This window comes from Streptomyces sp. B21-105 (genome assembly GCF_036898465.1).
In the GTDB taxonomy this organism is placed as follows: Bacteria; Actinomycetota; Actinomycetes; order Streptomycetales; family Streptomycetaceae; genus Streptomyces.
In genome coordinates this window covers 921,896-936,787 of sequence record NZ_JARUMJ010000001.1, presented here as the reverse complement: position 1 = coordinate 936,787, position 14,892 = coordinate 921,896, and the positions used below count along the sequence as shown (strand labels likewise).

18 protein-coding genes are annotated in these 14,892 nt (G+C 71.0%); all 18 read right to left on the bottom strand.

From position 1 onward, the window contains the following. Nucleotides 1-5: 5 nt before the first annotated feature. The 18 genes from QA802_RS03895 to QA802_RS03810 all read right to left on the bottom strand — a co-directional run bounded on the left by QA802_RS03895 (nucleotide 6) and on the right by QA802_RS03810 (nucleotide 14,764). Entirely contained in the window at nucleotides 6-935 is a 930-nt protein-coding gene (locus QA802_RS03895) for a DUF2797 domain-containing protein (RefSeq protein ID WP_329407190.1), read from the bottom strand. 36 nt (nucleotides 936-971) lie between these two features. Further along, entirely contained in the window at nucleotides 972-1,664 is a 693-nt protein-coding gene (locus tag QA802_RS03890) for a dTMP kinase (RefSeq protein WP_329407188.1), read from the bottom strand. Further along, the gene (locus QA802_RS03885) at nucleotides 1,661-2,740 is read right to left on the bottom strand and encodes a hypothetical protein (RefSeq protein WP_329407186.1); all 1,080 of its coding nucleotides are present in this window, start codon (nucleotides 2,738-2,740) and stop codon (nucleotides 1,661-1,663) included. Before QA802_RS03885 ends, QA802_RS03890 begins: the two co-directional genes overlap by 4 nt. Next, a complete protein-coding gene (locus QA802_RS03880) occupies nucleotides 2,737-3,564 on the bottom strand; it encodes a hypothetical protein (protein ID WP_329407184.1) in 828 nt (275 codons plus the stop codon). Before QA802_RS03880 ends, QA802_RS03885 begins: the two co-directional genes overlap by 4 nt. Continuing rightward, on the bottom strand, nucleotides 3,561-4,190 hold the full coding sequence (folE, locus tag QA802_RS03875) for a GTP cyclohydrolase I (RefSeq protein ID WP_329407182.1): 630 nt from the start codon (nucleotides 4,188-4,190) through the stop codon (nucleotides 3,561-3,563). Before folE ends, QA802_RS03880 begins: the two co-directional genes overlap by 4 nt. 57 nt (nucleotides 4,191-4,247) lie before the next feature. Then, a complete protein-coding gene (locus QA802_RS03870; RefSeq protein WP_329407180.1) occupies nucleotides 4,248-4,994 on the bottom strand; it encodes a 7-carboxy-7-deazaguanine synthase QueE in 747 nt (248 codons plus the stop codon). Then, nucleotides 4,991-5,401, bottom strand: a complete 411-nt coding sequence (locus tag QA802_RS03865; protein WP_329407178.1) for a 6-pyruvoyl trahydropterin synthase family protein — start codon at nucleotides 5,399-5,401, stop codon at nucleotides 4,991-4,993. The genes QA802_RS03870 and QA802_RS03865 overlap by 4 nt, the downstream gene beginning before the upstream one ends. A gap of 39 nt (nucleotides 5,402-5,440) precedes the next feature. Then, entirely contained in the window at nucleotides 5,441-5,908 is a 468-nt protein-coding gene (locus QA802_RS03860; RefSeq protein ID WP_329407176.1) for a DUF6082 family protein, read from the bottom strand. Nucleotides 5,909-5,982: 74 nt separating this feature from the next. Next, nucleotides 5,983-6,558 (bottom strand): DUF6624 domain-containing protein, encoded by a 576-nt coding sequence (locus tag QA802_RS03855; protein ID WP_329407175.1) that lies wholly within the window; start codon nucleotides 6,556-6,558, stop codon nucleotides 5,983-5,985. Beyond that, nucleotides 6,555-7,127: a hypothetical protein gene (locus QA802_RS03850; RefSeq protein ID WP_443042260.1), complete on the bottom strand. Its 573-nt coding sequence runs from the start codon at nucleotides 7,125-7,127 to the stop codon at nucleotides 6,555-6,557. Before QA802_RS03850 ends, QA802_RS03855 begins: the two co-directional genes overlap by 4 nt. Before the next feature lie 74 nt (nucleotides 7,128-7,201). Next, complete coding sequence (locus QA802_RS03845; RefSeq protein WP_329407173.1) at nucleotides 7,202-7,684, bottom strand: LuxR C-terminal-related transcriptional regulator; 483 nt, start codon at nucleotides 7,682-7,684, stop codon at nucleotides 7,202-7,204. A gap of 26 nt (nucleotides 7,685-7,710) precedes the next feature. Beyond that, nucleotides 7,711-8,943, bottom strand: a complete 1,233-nt coding sequence (locus QA802_RS03840; RefSeq protein WP_329407171.1) for a cytochrome P450 family protein — start codon at nucleotides 8,941-8,943, stop codon at nucleotides 7,711-7,713. A gap of 13 nt (nucleotides 8,944-8,956) precedes the next feature. Continuing rightward, nucleotides 8,957-10,135, bottom strand: a complete 1,179-nt coding sequence (locus QA802_RS03835; RefSeq protein WP_329407169.1) for a cytochrome P450 — start codon at nucleotides 10,133-10,135, stop codon at nucleotides 8,957-8,959. Further along, on the bottom strand, nucleotides 10,132-10,722 hold the full coding sequence (locus tag QA802_RS03830; RefSeq protein WP_329407167.1) for a GTP-binding protein: 591 nt from the start codon (nucleotides 10,720-10,722) through the stop codon (nucleotides 10,132-10,134). The genes QA802_RS03835 and QA802_RS03830 overlap by 4 nt, the downstream gene beginning before the upstream one ends. Then, complete coding sequence (locus tag QA802_RS03825; RefSeq protein ID WP_329407165.1) at nucleotides 10,700-11,056, bottom strand: DUF742 domain-containing protein; 357 nt, start codon at nucleotides 11,054-11,056, stop codon at nucleotides 10,700-10,702. Before QA802_RS03825 ends, QA802_RS03830 begins: the two co-directional genes overlap by 23 nt. Further along, entirely contained in the window at nucleotides 11,053-11,463 is a 411-nt protein-coding gene (locus tag QA802_RS03820; protein WP_319648311.1) for a roadblock/LC7 domain-containing protein, read from the bottom strand. The genes QA802_RS03825 and QA802_RS03820 overlap by 4 nt, the downstream gene beginning before the upstream one ends. Next, entirely contained in the window at nucleotides 11,460-12,920 is a 1,461-nt protein-coding gene (locus tag QA802_RS03815) for a sensor histidine kinase (protein ID WP_329407161.1), read from the bottom strand. The genes QA802_RS03820 and QA802_RS03815 overlap by 4 nt, the downstream gene beginning before the upstream one ends. Next, nucleotides 12,920-14,764, bottom strand: a complete 1,845-nt coding sequence (locus QA802_RS03810) for a glycoside hydrolase family 15 protein (protein ID WP_329407159.1) — start codon at nucleotides 14,762-14,764, stop codon at nucleotides 12,920-12,922. The genes QA802_RS03815 and QA802_RS03810 overlap by 1 nt, the downstream gene beginning before the upstream one ends. Nucleotides 14,765-14,892: the final 128 nt, after the last annotated feature.

The following is a 14,892-nucleotide window of genomic DNA, read 5'->3' as shown; positions in this document are numbered from 1 at the left end:
ACAGGTCAAAAGAGCACGGACTGTACGACGGCGGGCGGTGAGGAGAACTGGGCGCCGAGGACGATGCGGCGGCCCTTGAGGGCGCCGAGGTCGAGTAGGTAGGGCAGTTGTTCACCGTCGCCGTCGAGGGTGGCGAGGACCTGGGAGCCGAGGCAGGAGAGCACCGTCAGCCCGTGCTCACCCGCCCGTGGATCGTGCGGGTACAAGGCGCACCTGGCCTCCGGCGTCCGTAGTAGGTCGCCCTCGCCGGGTGGCGTCCACGGCTCCGGCGTGGCCGGGACGTTCAGGCCGCTCAGGGCCTCGGTGGCGCGGTCGAGGTGCTGCTGGTGGGCGGCGCCGGCCGGGGCGAGGTCGCGCAGCTCGGCCAGGGCCGTCAGCTTGGCCGCGGCTCGCACGGTCTGCGTCAGGCCGAGGCGGCGGGTGAGGGCATCCTCCAGGAACCGCACGGCGCGGCCGTCAGCACTCTGGGCGAGGTAGGTGGCGATCAGCGCGCCCTGCTCGTCGAGGCGGGAGCGCTTACGGGGATCGGCCGCGGTGCCGATCTTGGTGGTGCCGTCGGCGAACGTCGCCAGGTACAGCCAGTGCGGCTGGGCCATGTACGCCGCCAGGGCGTCGGGAACGTGCCCGCCGGAGTGGAACCGGTGGGCGAAGCGGAAGTCGTCCCGCCCGGCGCAGGCCGCGCACTGGCCGCCGGCCTCGGCCGGGGCCCGGTCAGGGCAGGCGACCGCCTCGACGCGGACGCGGTCGGCGAACCGGTACCGGCCGGTGCACCACCGGCCGGTACCGCTCACCTGGTAACCCAGGCGCCTGCCCGTGACCGGGGCGTAGACAAGCGGTCCGCCGGGCACGGGGGCGAGTAGAAGACGGGGGTCTCCGCTTGCCCAGGTGATGCCGTGGCAGACGTATGTCCCACTGGCGGGCAGGTCCTGGTCCATGGTGCGTTCCTTGTCGATCGGGGAGAGAGGGCTGGGTCAGACGGTCAGGTGCAGACGGTCGGCCAGAGCGGCGGCGGCGGCCTTGAAGACCTGGTCGCGGTCCAACTGGGCGACGTCCAGCGTCAGCCAGGCGCCGCGCTGCGCCTGTTCGCGCATCTGGTCCAGCACGGTGTCCTGGTAGCGGATGAAGTCCTCGTCACCGCCGCCGGCGTGGCCGGCCTCCAGGGAAGTGAACGAGCCCTTGCGGACGAGAGCCTCGCGGGCACCGATGTTCAGGAGGAACACCAGGTCCGGCTTCGTCAGATGCGCGAAGACCTGCTCGCACAGGCGGGAGGAGATTTCAGGGTTGACCGCGTACCGGGCGAGAATCTTGTGGTGCGCGTTGTCGAGGATCACGTGGGTGCCCGCGGCGAGGGCCAGCTGGATGACGAGCCGGTCCTGCAGGGTGTACCAGGAGGCCAGGGCCAGCAGCCAGTAGTGGTCGCCGCATGCCTGAGCGACGCGGGCGTCGCGCCGGTAGACCAGCTCGTTGAGGCGGTCGAGGTAGGCGGACAGCTCCGGGTCCTGGGGGACGTCGCTGCTGTGCTTGCCGATGAGGACTGCCGTGTGGCCGGCGTCGTTCAGGGCCTGGTAGAGGCGGGCGGCGAGGGTCGACTTGCCGGCCCCGTCACCGCCGACGAAGGTGATCAGCTTCCCGGCTGCGGGGGTGGTCGGCGCGTTCGCCGTCATCGGGACTCTCCCAGGGTGTGGGTCGGGCTGGAGGTCAGGCGGCCGGTGATGATGGTGCGGATGCGGTCCACCAGGACGGCCCGCTGGCGCAGGACGTCGCCGTGCCGCTCATTGGACAGGTCGGCGGGATAGTGGGTGGCGAGGTTGTTGGAAATGACGTGGAGGTAACCGAATCTGATCCCCGCCTGGCGCGCCGCCGCCCCCATGGGGCCGATCTCCGGGTCGACGAAGGCGTACGAGGCGGTGTGCTGGAGAAGCCAGTCGCGGTTCTCCAGCAGGATCGACGGGGAGGAGACGTGCAGGCCGCTGCGCACCCCTTCGTGGGCGGCGGCGTAGTCGCCGAAGAAGTCGTCCCAGCTCACCATCGCCCCGCGTATCAGGCTGGTGTTGCCGGTCGCCAGCCAGGCGTTCGGTTCGACACCAGGGGTCAGCGAGCCGACCTTGCCGACGTAGACGACATCGCCTGCGCCGAGTTCGGCAAGGCGCGCGACGACCCGTCCGGCCACGTCTCCCCAGATGCTGTGGAGGAACCCGAGGTAGACCACGCGACGGCCGGCGACCTCGGTGCGCTGCCACGCGTAGCCGGGCCCGCGGGTCCACACTCCGTTCTCGGGAGCGAGGTACTGAAGGCCCCAGCCGACGATCACCAGGTCGCCGTCCAGTTCCAGGCCAAGCGCGTCGAGCGCCGTTCGGCACTCCTCCTGCTCGGGCGGCTGATAGGTGACGGTGCCGACGGGGCGGCCGGTCATGGCCAGGTACGTGGCGATGATCAGGGCGTAGTGCTGGACGTAGTCGGCTCCGGGGAACGCCTTGACGACGAGGTCACGGCCGTGGACCTCTGCGGTGGGCCGTTCGATGTTGAACAGCTTCCCGGTCTTCTCGTACCGGGAGACCACCGCCGTGCGGTCGTAGCCGCCGATGACGCGGATGCTGTCCCAGTCATGGTCCTGGATGAGGTGGTGAACCTTGATCTCCAGGTAGCGCAGCAGCCTCGCGTGGGTCATGGTGTGCCCGGCTGGTTCGATCGGGGCGGCGCGCAGGAGTCCGGGGGCGGGGTCGGCCAGTAAGGGGGTCATCGGTGCTCCTCGGCGATCGTCACGGTGCTGCCGGCCGCCGCGCGGACGACGCAGATGTTCTCCCGGATGAGGTCGAACCGGTCTTCGGGGATCGGGCCGAGCTTCTCGATGCGGGGCGTGGAGGGCTTCTCGTAGGGCCCTTCGGGCAGCAGGGCGACGCCCATCGCGCCGAGGATGACCGGGGCCGCGCTGTCCACGGAGGAGATCCACTCGTGCTCGCGCTGCTCGATCAGCTCCAGGTGCCCGGTCCGGCCCAGACCGAGCAGCCGGTAGACGAGCAGATCGTCGAGCAGGCCGTGGTCCTGCAGGTAGGCCGTCGCCACCCAGCGGGTCCGGCACAGCTGCTCGTCGGGATCCGGTCGACGCGAGGCCGGCAGAGCGATGGCCCCGGCCCAGTCGCTGGTCACGAAGGCGTCGTAGGTGCGCAGCCACTCGTCATCGTCCGCGGCGTGCAGCACCGCGCACAGCCGGAATGCATCGCCGGACAGCTCCCGGATCTCGCGCGCGGCCTTCTCGCTAGCCTTCAAGGTCGCGGCCCCGTCCCGCATGACGTCCGGCAGGATGATCTCCCTCGCGGACACCGCCAGCGCGGCTTCGACGAGGCGCTCCGCCGGCAGGGCGTAGCCGAGGTCGAAGAGCCCGTTGTCGACGATGATCTCGGCGCCTCGCTCGGCCTCGCGAGCGAAGAAGGCCCGGTAGATCTCGTCGGACAGCACGTGCTGGGCGGCCACGTGGTGGACGCGGGCCGGCTCCTGGGCGACGAAGTGCTCCAGGTAGGCAGGCGGAGCGATGACGGAGAAGTCGATTCCCGCAGTGGTGATCACGGCGCCCCCCACAGGCCGGTGGTGAGGGTGAGGAACTGCTGGGAAAGGACGGGGTCGGTGCCGAAGCGCCCGCCCGAGTGCACTGTGGTGGTGCGGGCCTCCTCCATCCGTACGCCCCGCATGCTCATGCACAGGTGCACGCCGCGCACGGCGACGGCGACGTCCTCGTGTCCGATCACGCCGTTGAGGTATTCGGCGACCTGGCGGGTGAAGCGTTCCTGGACCTGCAGTCGGCCGGCAAAGTGCTGGGCGATCCGCCCGAACTTCGACAGGCCCACCACCTCGCCATCCGGCACGTATCCGGCCGTGACCTGCAAGTTCATGGGCAGCATGTGGTGCTCGCAGAGCGACCACACGCTCATGCCGCCCACGATGACCAGCTGACCACCCAGCTGGGACTCGGTGAAGCAGGTGGCCGTTGCGGCGCCGTCCGGGGACAGGAAGGCTTTCCACCAGGCCGCGACGCGGTCCGGGGTGCCGGTCAGCCCCTCGCGGGCGGGGTCCTCGCCCAGCTCGGCCAAGAGTTGGTGGATCAGGCCGGCGACCCGGCCGGTGTCGATGACCGCAGCGGGCCCGGGGACGGCGGCGGTCGGCGCCGCCGCAGGGCTGGCGATAGAGGTCGTCATGGGCGTCTCTCGTTTCCGGGGACTGGGGGAACGGATGGGGCGTGGTGGCCCCTGCGGTCAGCGGCCTCGGGCGTCCGCGAAGGCCAACACGTGAAGGCGGGTGGTGAAGTGCCAGTGCCGGGCCGCGACCGCGTCCGCGAGGACCCGGGTGGTCGCGGTGATCACCTCGGGGATGGTGCCCTCCGGCATCACCCACACCGGCGCGAGCCGGTAGGTGTCGGTCAGCTCGGCGATCCGGTCGAGGTCGGCCACCGTGGAAGCGACGAACTTGAACGCCGCCCGCCCGGACGACACGAACGACTCCAGCGCGGCGGGCACGATGCTCTTGGTCTCCTTCACGCCGAAGCTGGCGAGCTTGGGCGAGACGTTGAACCGGACCCCGTCGGCCACCAGCTCGGGAGCGGGCGCGATGGTGCCGTTCGTCTCGAACTCGATCCGCTTGTCGGCTGCTGTCAGTCCCCGGACGAGAGGCACCAGTCGCGCCTGCTGGATCAACGGCTCGCCGCCGGTGATCACGACGAGCTCGACCGGCGAGGACGCGGCCCAGGCCACCAGGTCCGCCACCGACTGCTTCGCCGACTCCTTGCGCGGATCGAACTGGGACCAGTCCCAGGTGTACTTCGTGTCGCATTTCGCGCAGGTGAGGTTGCACCGGGACAGGCGGATGAACAGCGCCGGGTGTCCGCAGCTCGGTCCCTCGCCCTGGAAGGTCGGTACCTCGACGCCGAAGCACTCCGCGACGATCAGGCGGGATTCGCCTTCGTCAGCCGTCGGTTCGTCGGTGATCGGCTCGAATGCGGTCACCGTCCCTCCACATCGAAGCGGGCCCAGCTGCTCTGGGTCTCGCGGACCAGGACGGCGACCAGGCGGCCGGGGATGGCGGGCTGAAGGTTCTGGAGGAACCACCCGGCCAGGAACTGGGCCAGGCGCTCCGAGGTCGGCTCGAAGGGAAGAATCTCGTGCAGGTTGTAATGGTCGAGTTCGGTGTTCAGGAACTCTTTGAACGGAGCGAGCGCCCCGAAGTCGGCGACGAAGCCGGGCTCCTCCAGCGAGGGTGCGGTGAGGATGACCTCGACCTCGTAGCTGTGCCCGTGCTGGCGCGAGCACTTGTGCTCGTCCGGCAGCCCGGGAAGCCGGTGGCCAGCCTCGAAGTTGAACGTCTTCCCGATGGTGAAGTCGCCGGGCGGTAGTGGAACAGCACTGAAGTCCACGGAGTTCCTTCACGAGTTGAGGGCGAGGCAGCCTCTTCTTCAGGCGGCTGCGGTGTGTTCGTGCGAACGGGCTTGAGCGGCCCGGTCCAGAGCGTTCGTGAACCGCTCGGCGCGCTCGTCTCCCTCGGCCTCCTGGGCGCGGAGGTCACCGAACCGCTTCCAGTACCGTCGGCTGACGTCGCTCTTCATGATCCAGGCCGCGAAGAAGGGCAGGTGCCCCTTCGGGACGAAGCCGAGGCGGTCGCGCAGACTGAGCGCGCAGATGAGCCGGTTGGCCGACATGAGCTGCATGTACTCCTCGGCCTCCATGTCCTCCGGCTTCCAGAGCTTGGCGAGATCGGGATTGGTGGACATCTGCGCCAGCCAGTCGATCTGGTTGCCCGCGAGCAGCGCCTCGTTTCGCTCGGCCTGGTGTCGTGCGTCCTGCCGGAGCCGGGCCGCTCCGACCATGGCGGTGGTGAGGGAGACTGCAACACCGGCAGCGAGAACGGCGGTGGTGAGCTTCATGCGTCAACGATCCTTTCGAAGAGCGGAGTTGCGGCCGTGAGACCGACTGGTCGAGAACTTGGGGTTCCGCTTCTTCACGCGGCCCCCGCGAGGACGACGGTCGGGGCCTCATCGGCAGAGCCGTAGGGGGTGTACCGGCGGCGCACTGTCTTCAGCGCGACGGCGATCGGCGGCAGACCGACGGTGGCCCTGCGTGCGTCGACTGACTCCGGCGCGCGCAGCGGGCACAGTTCGATGCCGTCGGCGCGCAGCAGGAGCTGGGTGCCGTACTCCTGGTCTCGCCCGCTGGTGATGAGGGTGCGGTCGTGCAGGTGCGCCCAGTGTTGGACCAGTGCGTCGCCGGCCTGGACCGCACGTCCCAGCAGGGTGGCGGCGGCGCGCTGGAAGTCGGGTTCGTCGTCGCTGTGCAGGGCGATACTCCAGGCGGCGCGGGCCGCGTCGGGGCCGACGAGGCGGTGGCCGGGCCAGTCGTGGTCGGCCAGGATGCGGCGCAGCACCTTGGTGTTGGCGTGGTCGGTGTGCCGGCCTTGTCCGAGTTGGACGGCGTCGAGCTGGTCGCGCACGCGCTTGGCCCGGTGTGCGGCCGATTCCGTGGCGCGGGCGATCAGCTCGCGGGCGAGGTCGGGCCGCTGCGGTTCGTCGGTTGTCACGCGTTGCTCCGAGCATCCGGGGCCTGCTGAGGCGCGTGGACCTGGCAGCTGATCAGCGCGCTGAGCCCGGGACGGGGCTCGGCGGGGAGTTCGAGGCGGGCAACTCGATCACCGTCGCGTCCGGAGCCGGATCCGCACACGTCCCAGCCGGTGTCGGTGAGCCGACGCAGGAGGGCAGCGAGGGGTTCGGCTTCGAGGGCGTGGCGGGCCAGGGTCTCGGCCCGTACGACAGGGAGGTCGAGTCGGGCGGCGAAGTCGGACGCCCACAGGGTGATCAGGCGGGTGATGTCGTCGGACTGGCCGGGCAGGGTGTGGACGCTGTGGAGGAAGAGGCACGGCCCCTGAGCCCATCCGAGGTCGGGGTCGTGCTCGGGGATCATGCAGGCCAGCAGCCTCCCGTCCTCGAACAGTCCGGCGGGCATGGTCTGCGCCTCGCGGAACTGCGCGGGGATGTCGGCCCGGGCGGGTACGGGCAGGCTGTGCAGGGTGAGCCAGCGCTGGCGGTCCTGGACGAGGGCGGCGGCTTCCTCGCGCTCGGCCGCGGTGCTCAGCATGCGCATCTCGTAGATGGCGGCCGGCGGCGTCTGCGTGAACGAGACGGGGACGGACCGGTCCTCGCTGGCCGTGGGGGTCGTGGGGCGGGTCACTGGGTTGCCCCGCTTCGCGTCGCGTGGGCGGCTTGCTCGGCCGGTAGCAGCTGCCAGCTGTGCGCCAGGACCACCAGTTCGGTGGTGTCCTGTGCTCCTGTGGCGGCGTGGAGTTGGTCGAGTGCGTCGCGTAGGTCGGCCGGGGCGAGGCCGGCGGCGAGGGCGATGTCGCGGGGCAGGGTGTGTTCGGCGGCGGCCTTGAGCAGGCTGATCTGCTCGGGGCTGAGATCCGGAGCGGGGCGTGGCGGTGTCGGGGCGGTGACCTGGCCGGAGTCGAGAAGACGGTGGGCGACGACGGCGAGGGAGCAGCGTTCGGGACAGGCCAGCTTCCATCGCACGGTGCGCAGCGTGGAGTGCACGGTGTTCGGCTTGAGCTGGGTGGCGGCTGCGATCTCGCGAGCGTCCAGGCCCTTGATCACGTGCTGGGCGATGCGCTGTTCGGACGGGGTGAGGGGCTGTGTTGGGGCGAGGGCGGTCATGGCAAGGATTCCTCGTTGAGGGCCGGTCAGTCGGTCGTCGTGGGGCGCAGCAGGACGGGGACGCTGGTGTGTCCGTTGCTGATGAGGCTCGGTAGGCGCTGCAGGTCTTCGCGCTTGGTGGCGAGCTGGGCGTCGGGGAAGCGCTCGAAGAACAGGCGCAGTGCCGTGGCGACTTCGAGGCGGGCCAGCGGGGCACCGAGGCAGAAGTGGACGCCGTGCCCGAAGGCGAGGTGCTCCTTGCTGATCCGGGTGGCGTCGAACTGGTCGGCGTCCTGGTGCAGGCCGGGGTGTCGGTTGGCGGCGGCGTAGGAGGCGAGGACGGCGTCGCCGGACCGGATGGTCTGCCCGTCGGGGAGCGGGATGTCGGTGAGGGCGTAGCGCAGGGGCAGGTGCTTGACCGCGGGCTCGTGCCGCAGGGTCTCCTCGACGATGTCCTGCCAGGTGCACCGTCCGTCCCGGACGTGGGCGAGCTGCTCCGGGTCGGACAGCAGGGTGGTGAGGGCCTGGTCGATGACGTTGACAGTGGTCTCGTACCCGGCGCTGATCATCAGCAGGAGCGTGTCGCGCAGTTCGGCGTCGCTGAGGGCGGAACCGTCGCCTTCCTCGTCGCGGGTGGCGATCAGCAGCGAGGTCGTGTCCTCGTCGGGCCTGGTCCGCTTGGTGGCGATGAGGGCGTCCAGCAGGCCGTAGAGGGCGGCGGTGTTGGCCGCCTGTTCCTCGGCGGTGAGGTGGGTGGCGAAGACGTTGTCGACCACGGTGCGGAACTCGGCGCGCTGGTCGGCGGGGACGCCCATGAGCTGTCCGATGACGGCGATCGGCAGCGGGTAGGCGAGGTGCTCGCGCAGGTCGGAACTTTCCCCGGCCGGGAGGGCGTCGAGGTCGTCGAGCAGCCCGGTGACCAGGGTCTCGATGCCCGTCTGGAGGGCGGCGGTGCGGCGGGCGGAGAGGGCGGGGGCGACCATGCGGCGCAGGCGGCTGTGGTTGGCGCCGTAGGCGGTGAACATGTTCTCCACCGCGACCCACAGGGCCAGCGGCCAGGTGGGGACGGTCTCGGCGAAGGCCGGCCAGTGGGCGCGGCCGTCCTTGGAGACGTCCTTACTGGTGAGCAGTTCCTTCAGGAGAGCCGGGTCGGAGACGGACCAGGCGCGCACGCCGAGGATGTCCACGAGGGTGGCGGGGCCGCGCTCGCGCAGGGCCTGGTGTTCGGCGTCCGGGTCGCTGCCGGTGGGGTCGAGGACGAGTATCTGCTGTTCGGGCACGTCGGGGTCTCTTTCAGCTGGTGGGGAAGGTGACCGGGAGGGTCACCAGGGACCGGTGGAAGGGGCCGGGGCGCCAGGTGAGGTCCTCGCGGCGGGTGGCGAGGTCCATTTCGGGCAGGGCGTCGAGGATGTGGAGGATGGCGGCCTCGGCGATGAGGTAGGCGTGAGAGCTGGCCGGGCAGCTGTGCGGGCCAGCGCCCCAGGCGAGGTGGGCGCGGTTGCCCAGCGGCGTGCGCCCGCCGAGATCGGGGTCGTTGTTGCAGGCGGCGTAGCTGATGACCACCGGCTCGTCGGCCGGGAGCAGGTAGCCGCCGACGTCGGCAGGCCGGGGCGGGTAGCTCATGGAGAAGTTCGCGAGCGGGGGGTCGCGGTACAGCACCGTGTCCAGGGCTTCGCGGACGGAGGCGTCGCCGGCGTGCAGGTCCCCGGAGAAATCCGGGTTGGTGAGCATCTCCAGGAGGGTGTTGGTGATCAGGTTGGTCAGCGGTTCGATGCCCGCGCCGTAGAGGGTGATGAGCTGCTGGCCCATCTCCATGTCGTTCAGCCGCGCGACGTGGACGAGGAGCCTGCTGGTCACGTCGTCGCCGGGATGCGCCCGGCGCCGGGAGACGAGGTCGGTGACGGCTTGGGCGAGGATCTGGTTGCCGATGGAGGCGTTGACCCCGTCGAAGATCTTGGACATGCCGTCCGCGATCCGTCGCCCGACCTCGTCGGGGCAGCCGAGCAGGTGGCTGAGCGTGTTGAAGGCGAGCGGCCAGGCGTACTGGGCCAGCAGGTCGGCCTTCCCCTCGGCAGCGAAGACGCTGATGGTCTGGGCAGCGACCTCCTCGACGTGATCGCGCAGCGCGTGCTGGTCGACGGCCTGCAACGCGGCGGTGTTCGCGGCCCGGTAGCGGGCGTGCTCGGCGCCGGCGGAGCGCAGCGCGTTGGGCCGGTACTCCATCATCGGCCGGATGGGGCAGGCGTCCGGGACGGTGGTCTGCCACCGGCGCGGGTCGGCAGGGAAGCGCTGCGGGTCGCCGAGGATACGGCGGGCCGCCTCATAGCCGACGACCAGCGTGGCGGGCACGCCGGGCGCCAGGTCCACCGGGACCAGGGGACCGAACTGCTCGCGCATACGCCGGTAGAAGGCGTGCGGGTCTTGGGCGAAGTCCGGCTCGTACAGGGAGATGCGAAGGGGCGCGGTGCTCACGGTCGGGGCTCCAGACGTGCGAGGTATTCGGTGAGCTGGATCAGGGCCTGCATGCACGACGCCCGCTCGCGGGCGTCGCACACGCTCAGCGGGGTGTTTCCCTCCAGGACGAGCGCCTCGTGGATCTCGGCGAGCGGGTAGAGGGGTGCGCCGTCGAACTGGTTGACCGCGACCGCGTACGCCACTTCGGCCTCTTCGAGGAGGGTGAGGATCTCGTGGGAGGCATCGAGGTCGCGGGGGTCGACCAGGACCAGGGCGCCGAGGGCGCCGACGATCAGCTCCTCCCACAGGAACCGGAACCGGGCCTGGCCCGGGGTGCCGAACAGGTACAGCACCAGGTCGTCGCCGAGGTGCTTGCGCCCGAAGTCGACGCCGACGGTGGTGGTGGACTTCTCCGGCGTGCGGGCCAGGTCGTCGACCAGAGCGCTGGCCCGGGTGATGGTCTCTTCCATGTGCACGGGCGGCACTTCGGAGACGCTGCCGACGAACGTGGTCTTGCCCACGCCGAAGGCTCCGGCGACCACGATCTTCGCGGTCGCCGTCACCGTCGGCGCGACGAACCGGTCAGGCGTGAGCGCGGAGGCCATGAAGGACCCTTTCGATCAGTGAGGCGGGAGGGCGTTCGGCGTCGTGGGCCTGGGCGAGGGTCATCAGCCCGAGTCCGATGAGGTCGGCGACGAGGATGCGGGTGGTCGAGGGCGGCAGAGCGAGTTCGGAGGCGATCTCGGCGACGGCCAGACCGCCGCCGCGGGAGCCGGCGAACAGAGCCAGCAGGCGGCGTCCGTCGGCATTAAGTCCGGGGTGTGTGCCGGTCGCGGCGAAGACCACGCTCTCCAGACGCACGTCCGTGCTGGGGCGGGTACGTCCGCCCGTGCGGACGTAGGGCCTGACCAGGTCGGGATCCTGCCGCGGCCTGCTCATGCCGGCGGTGCTTCCACGCCGCTGGTCACCCGGGTCTTGACGCCCAGATGATCGCCGACGCTTCCCGCCAGCCGCAGGGCGGCCTCGCTGATCACGCCGACGTCGACGTTGGGGCTGCTGGTGCGGACGGCGAGCATCGTGTTCTCCCCGGCCGGGACGAGCAGGGAGATGTGGTCGACCGACTCCATGACGAACTGGCGCACGCCCCCGCCGCCGGTCTCGTGGTCGTAGGCCCGTGACGCCGCCCACAGCGTCGAGGTGATGGCGGCGATCTTCTCCGCCTGCTCCTGCGGGAGGCGGGGCGTGTAGTCCGGGCTCATGCCGTCGGCCGCGACGAGCACGGCGTACTCCACGCCGTCGGTCTCCTCCAGGCGCTCCAGGAACCAGCCGATGTTCTTCTCGCTCATGCCTCGTGTCCTTGCTCGTCAGGGGTCAGGGAGGGGGCGGCGTCAAGTTCGGCGCGTGCCGCCTGGGTGCCGCGGGCCCAGGAGGCGATCACGCTCGCGCGTCCCGGCTCCGCATTGGCCGGGCGGCGGGCTGGAGCAGGTGCCGGGGTGCCGCGCCGGTTGCGCCGCGTCAGCCCGCTGGCCGTCGTCCCGGCAGCGGCCGGCGCATCGAGGCGCTCCTCTGCCGGCGGGTGTGCCGGTACGGCGACGGGCTGCGGTCCTCGCGCGGGCGGGGCCAGTGCCAGGCGGCTCTCCGGGACGGGGGCGAGCGCGCCTTGCGGGACGCTGTCCGCCGACAGCGCGGGTGCGGGTGCGGCCTCGGCCACGGTGGTGAGGAGGTCCTGGGGCAGGGTGAGGAGCGCGCGGGTGCCCAGCAGCGCGTTGGGGGCCTGGACGTCGACCCGGAAGCCGTAGGCGCGAGCGAGAGCGGCGGCGACCCGGAAACCGGTTTTGGGCAGGGCGCCGAGCTGCGTGATGTCGTCGGTGCGCTGGCCGGTGAGGACGTCCCGTGCCTCGTCGAGCTGCTCCGGCGTCATCTGCAGGCCGCTGTCGTCCACGATGACGGTGACCCCGTGGTGGCCCTGCTCGAAGGAGACGTGGACGCGGGACTGCGGCGGGGAGAACCGCAGCGCGTTGTCCAGCAGGAGGGCGAGGGTGTGCACTACGGGCCCGACGACACGGGTCTTCACCGCGAGGGGCAGCTCCTGCGGTGCCACGCGCTGGTAGTCCTCGACGTAGCCCATCGCGGCCCGCACCACATCGGTCAGGGTCGTGGTGGTCCAGTGCCGGGTCAGCTTGCCGCCGGCCAGGACCGTCCAGCCCTGCGCGACCAGCAGCGTCTGCTGGACGGTGCGGTCGATCCCGGTCAGCGTCTCGAAGGCGGCGTCGTCCTGGTGCGCCCGGACCCCCTCGCTGACCCTGCGGCTGGTCCGGGCGGCCATTCCCACCAGCGCCGAAGACACGCTGCGCACCGCGGCCTCGGTCGACCGCACGGCGTTCGCCTGCACGCGGGCGATCTGCGCTTGCGCGTCGGTGTGCGCACGGCGCAGCTCCTCCGCTCCGCGCGTTTTGACCTGTTCGATCTCCTGGTGCGCGGCGTACTGGATGTCACGGACGATGGCCTGGGCGAGGCCGGCGGTGGCCTTGACCGCGAGCTCCAGCCGCTCGCCGACCGCGGTGCCGGTCAGCTCCGGCGACAGAACAGGCGGAGCAGCCCGGCCGCCGACCTTGTGGATCTGCGGCAGCACCTCGTGGACCAGCCGGTCCAGAGCCTGCTCGGTGGCCTGCTGCTCGCGGGCCAGGAGAAGTGCCTGCTGCCGTGCCGCGAGCCAGCGGCGACGGGTGACCCAGACCGCTGCCACGGCGACGACGGCCGCGAGGGTGAGCAGGACGAGTGTGGTGATGGCGAGCGTGTTCATCAGGCACTCGCCGCCACGAGGACGTCCGCCTCCGCCGCAGGCGCACCCGCGCCGAACTGCTGCAGCAGGAGCGCGGATCCGATGACCCCGATGTGGCTGTACGCCTGCGGGAAGTTGCCCAGCTGCCGCCCGGTGGTGGGGTCGTACTCCTCGGCGAGCAGGCCGAGGTCGGTGCGCAGGGCCAGCAGTCGGCTGAACAGGGCGTGGGCTTCGTCCAGGCGGCCGGTCAGGGCGAGCGCGTCGACCATCATGAACGAGCAGAGGAGGAAGGTCCCCTCGTTACCGGTCAGGCCGTCGATCCCGGTGCGCTTCCCGGCGGTCCGGTACCGGTGCACGAAGCCCTCGGGGGTGGACAGATCCCGGCGCACCGCTTCCACCGTTCCGACCACGCGCGGGTCGTCCGGCGGTAGGAAGCCCACCCGGGGGATCAGCAGCAGGGCGGCATCAACCTCCTGCGATCCGTAGGACTGGGTGAACGTGTTGCGCTCGGCGTCGAACCCGCGGGTGCACACGTCGTGGTGGATGGCCTCGCGCAGCTCGATCAGCGCGAACAGGTCGGCTTCCATGGCGCCGGCCTCGACCAGGCGGATGGTGCGGTCGACGGCCACCCAGGTCATGATCTTGGAGTGGACGAAGTGCCGCCGCTCTCCGCGGACTTCCCAGATCCCCTCGTCGGGCATCTGCCACCGCTCGGCCAGGTGTTCAACGAGCCGCTGGTGGAGGACCGCGGTGTCCCCGCACGGTGCGACGCCGCTCGCGTGCGCGAGGTAGAGGGTCTCGATCACGTAGCCGTAGACGTCGAGCTGCACCTGGTCGGCCGCGCCGTTGCCGATCCGGACCGGTGACGAGTTCTCGTATCCGGGCAGCCATCCCAACTCCCGCTCCGACAGGTCCCGCTGGCCGGTGATGCCGTACATGATCTGCAGGTTCTCCGGATCGCCGGCCGCCGCCCGCAGGAGCCACCGGCGGAAGGAGTCGGCCTCCTGGCGGAAGCCGGACCCGAGCAGTGCGGCCAGGGTGGTGGAGGCGTCGCGCAGCCAGGTGTAGCGGTAGTCCCAGTTCCGTTCGCCGCCGAGTTCCTCGGGCAGCGACGTGGTCGGCGCGGCGACGATACCCCCGCTGGGCGCGTACGTCATCGCCTTCAAGGTGATGAGCGAGCGGAGGACAGCGTCGCGGTAGGGCCCGGTGTAGGTGCACTGGCTCGCCCAGTCTTCCCAGAACGCCAGGGTCGCCTCCAGCGCCGCCTCGGGCTCAGGGATCTCGGGCGCGCAGCCGTGGGACGGACTCCAGCTCAGCACGAAGGCCACGCTGTCGCCGACGGCGACCGTGAAGGAACCCACGATCGCCCCGTCCTTCTCCCGCTGCTCGGTGGCCGTGTCCAGCCACAGCGCGTCCTCGCCGCCCTCGGCCACCATGCGTCCGCCCACCTCATGGACCCACGGACTGATGCGGCCGTACCCCGGGCGGGCGCGCAGCGCGGACACCATGGAGACCTGACCGGCCGTGCCTTCCACGATCCGGATCACCTGCGGCGCTCCGTTGCGCGGCGGCATGAAGTCGGTGACCGTCACGCTGCCGGAGGAGGTCGTCCACACCGTCTCCAACACGAGGGACTCGCCGACATAGCGCCGCTCGGCGCTCACCGCGGCGCCCTCCTGGCAGGCGGCGGCGGGGGCTACGCGCCATGCCCCGTGCTTCTCCGAACCGAGCAGGGCCGCGAACGGGGCCGACGAGTCGAAGCGGGGCAGGCACAGCCAGTCGATCGAACCGTCATCGCAGACGTGGGCGCTGGTCTGCATGTCGCCGATCAGGCCGTACTGCTCGATGCGCGGAAGCCGTTTCATCGTGTGGATCTCCGTGAGCCCCGCGGGTCCGGGGTGGTTTCGGGGCCGCCGCAGCGGCCGGGAACGGTGGGTAGAAGGCAGGTCGGTGGTCACCGGGGTGAGGGGGACCGTTGCCGGGCGGCGGCAGG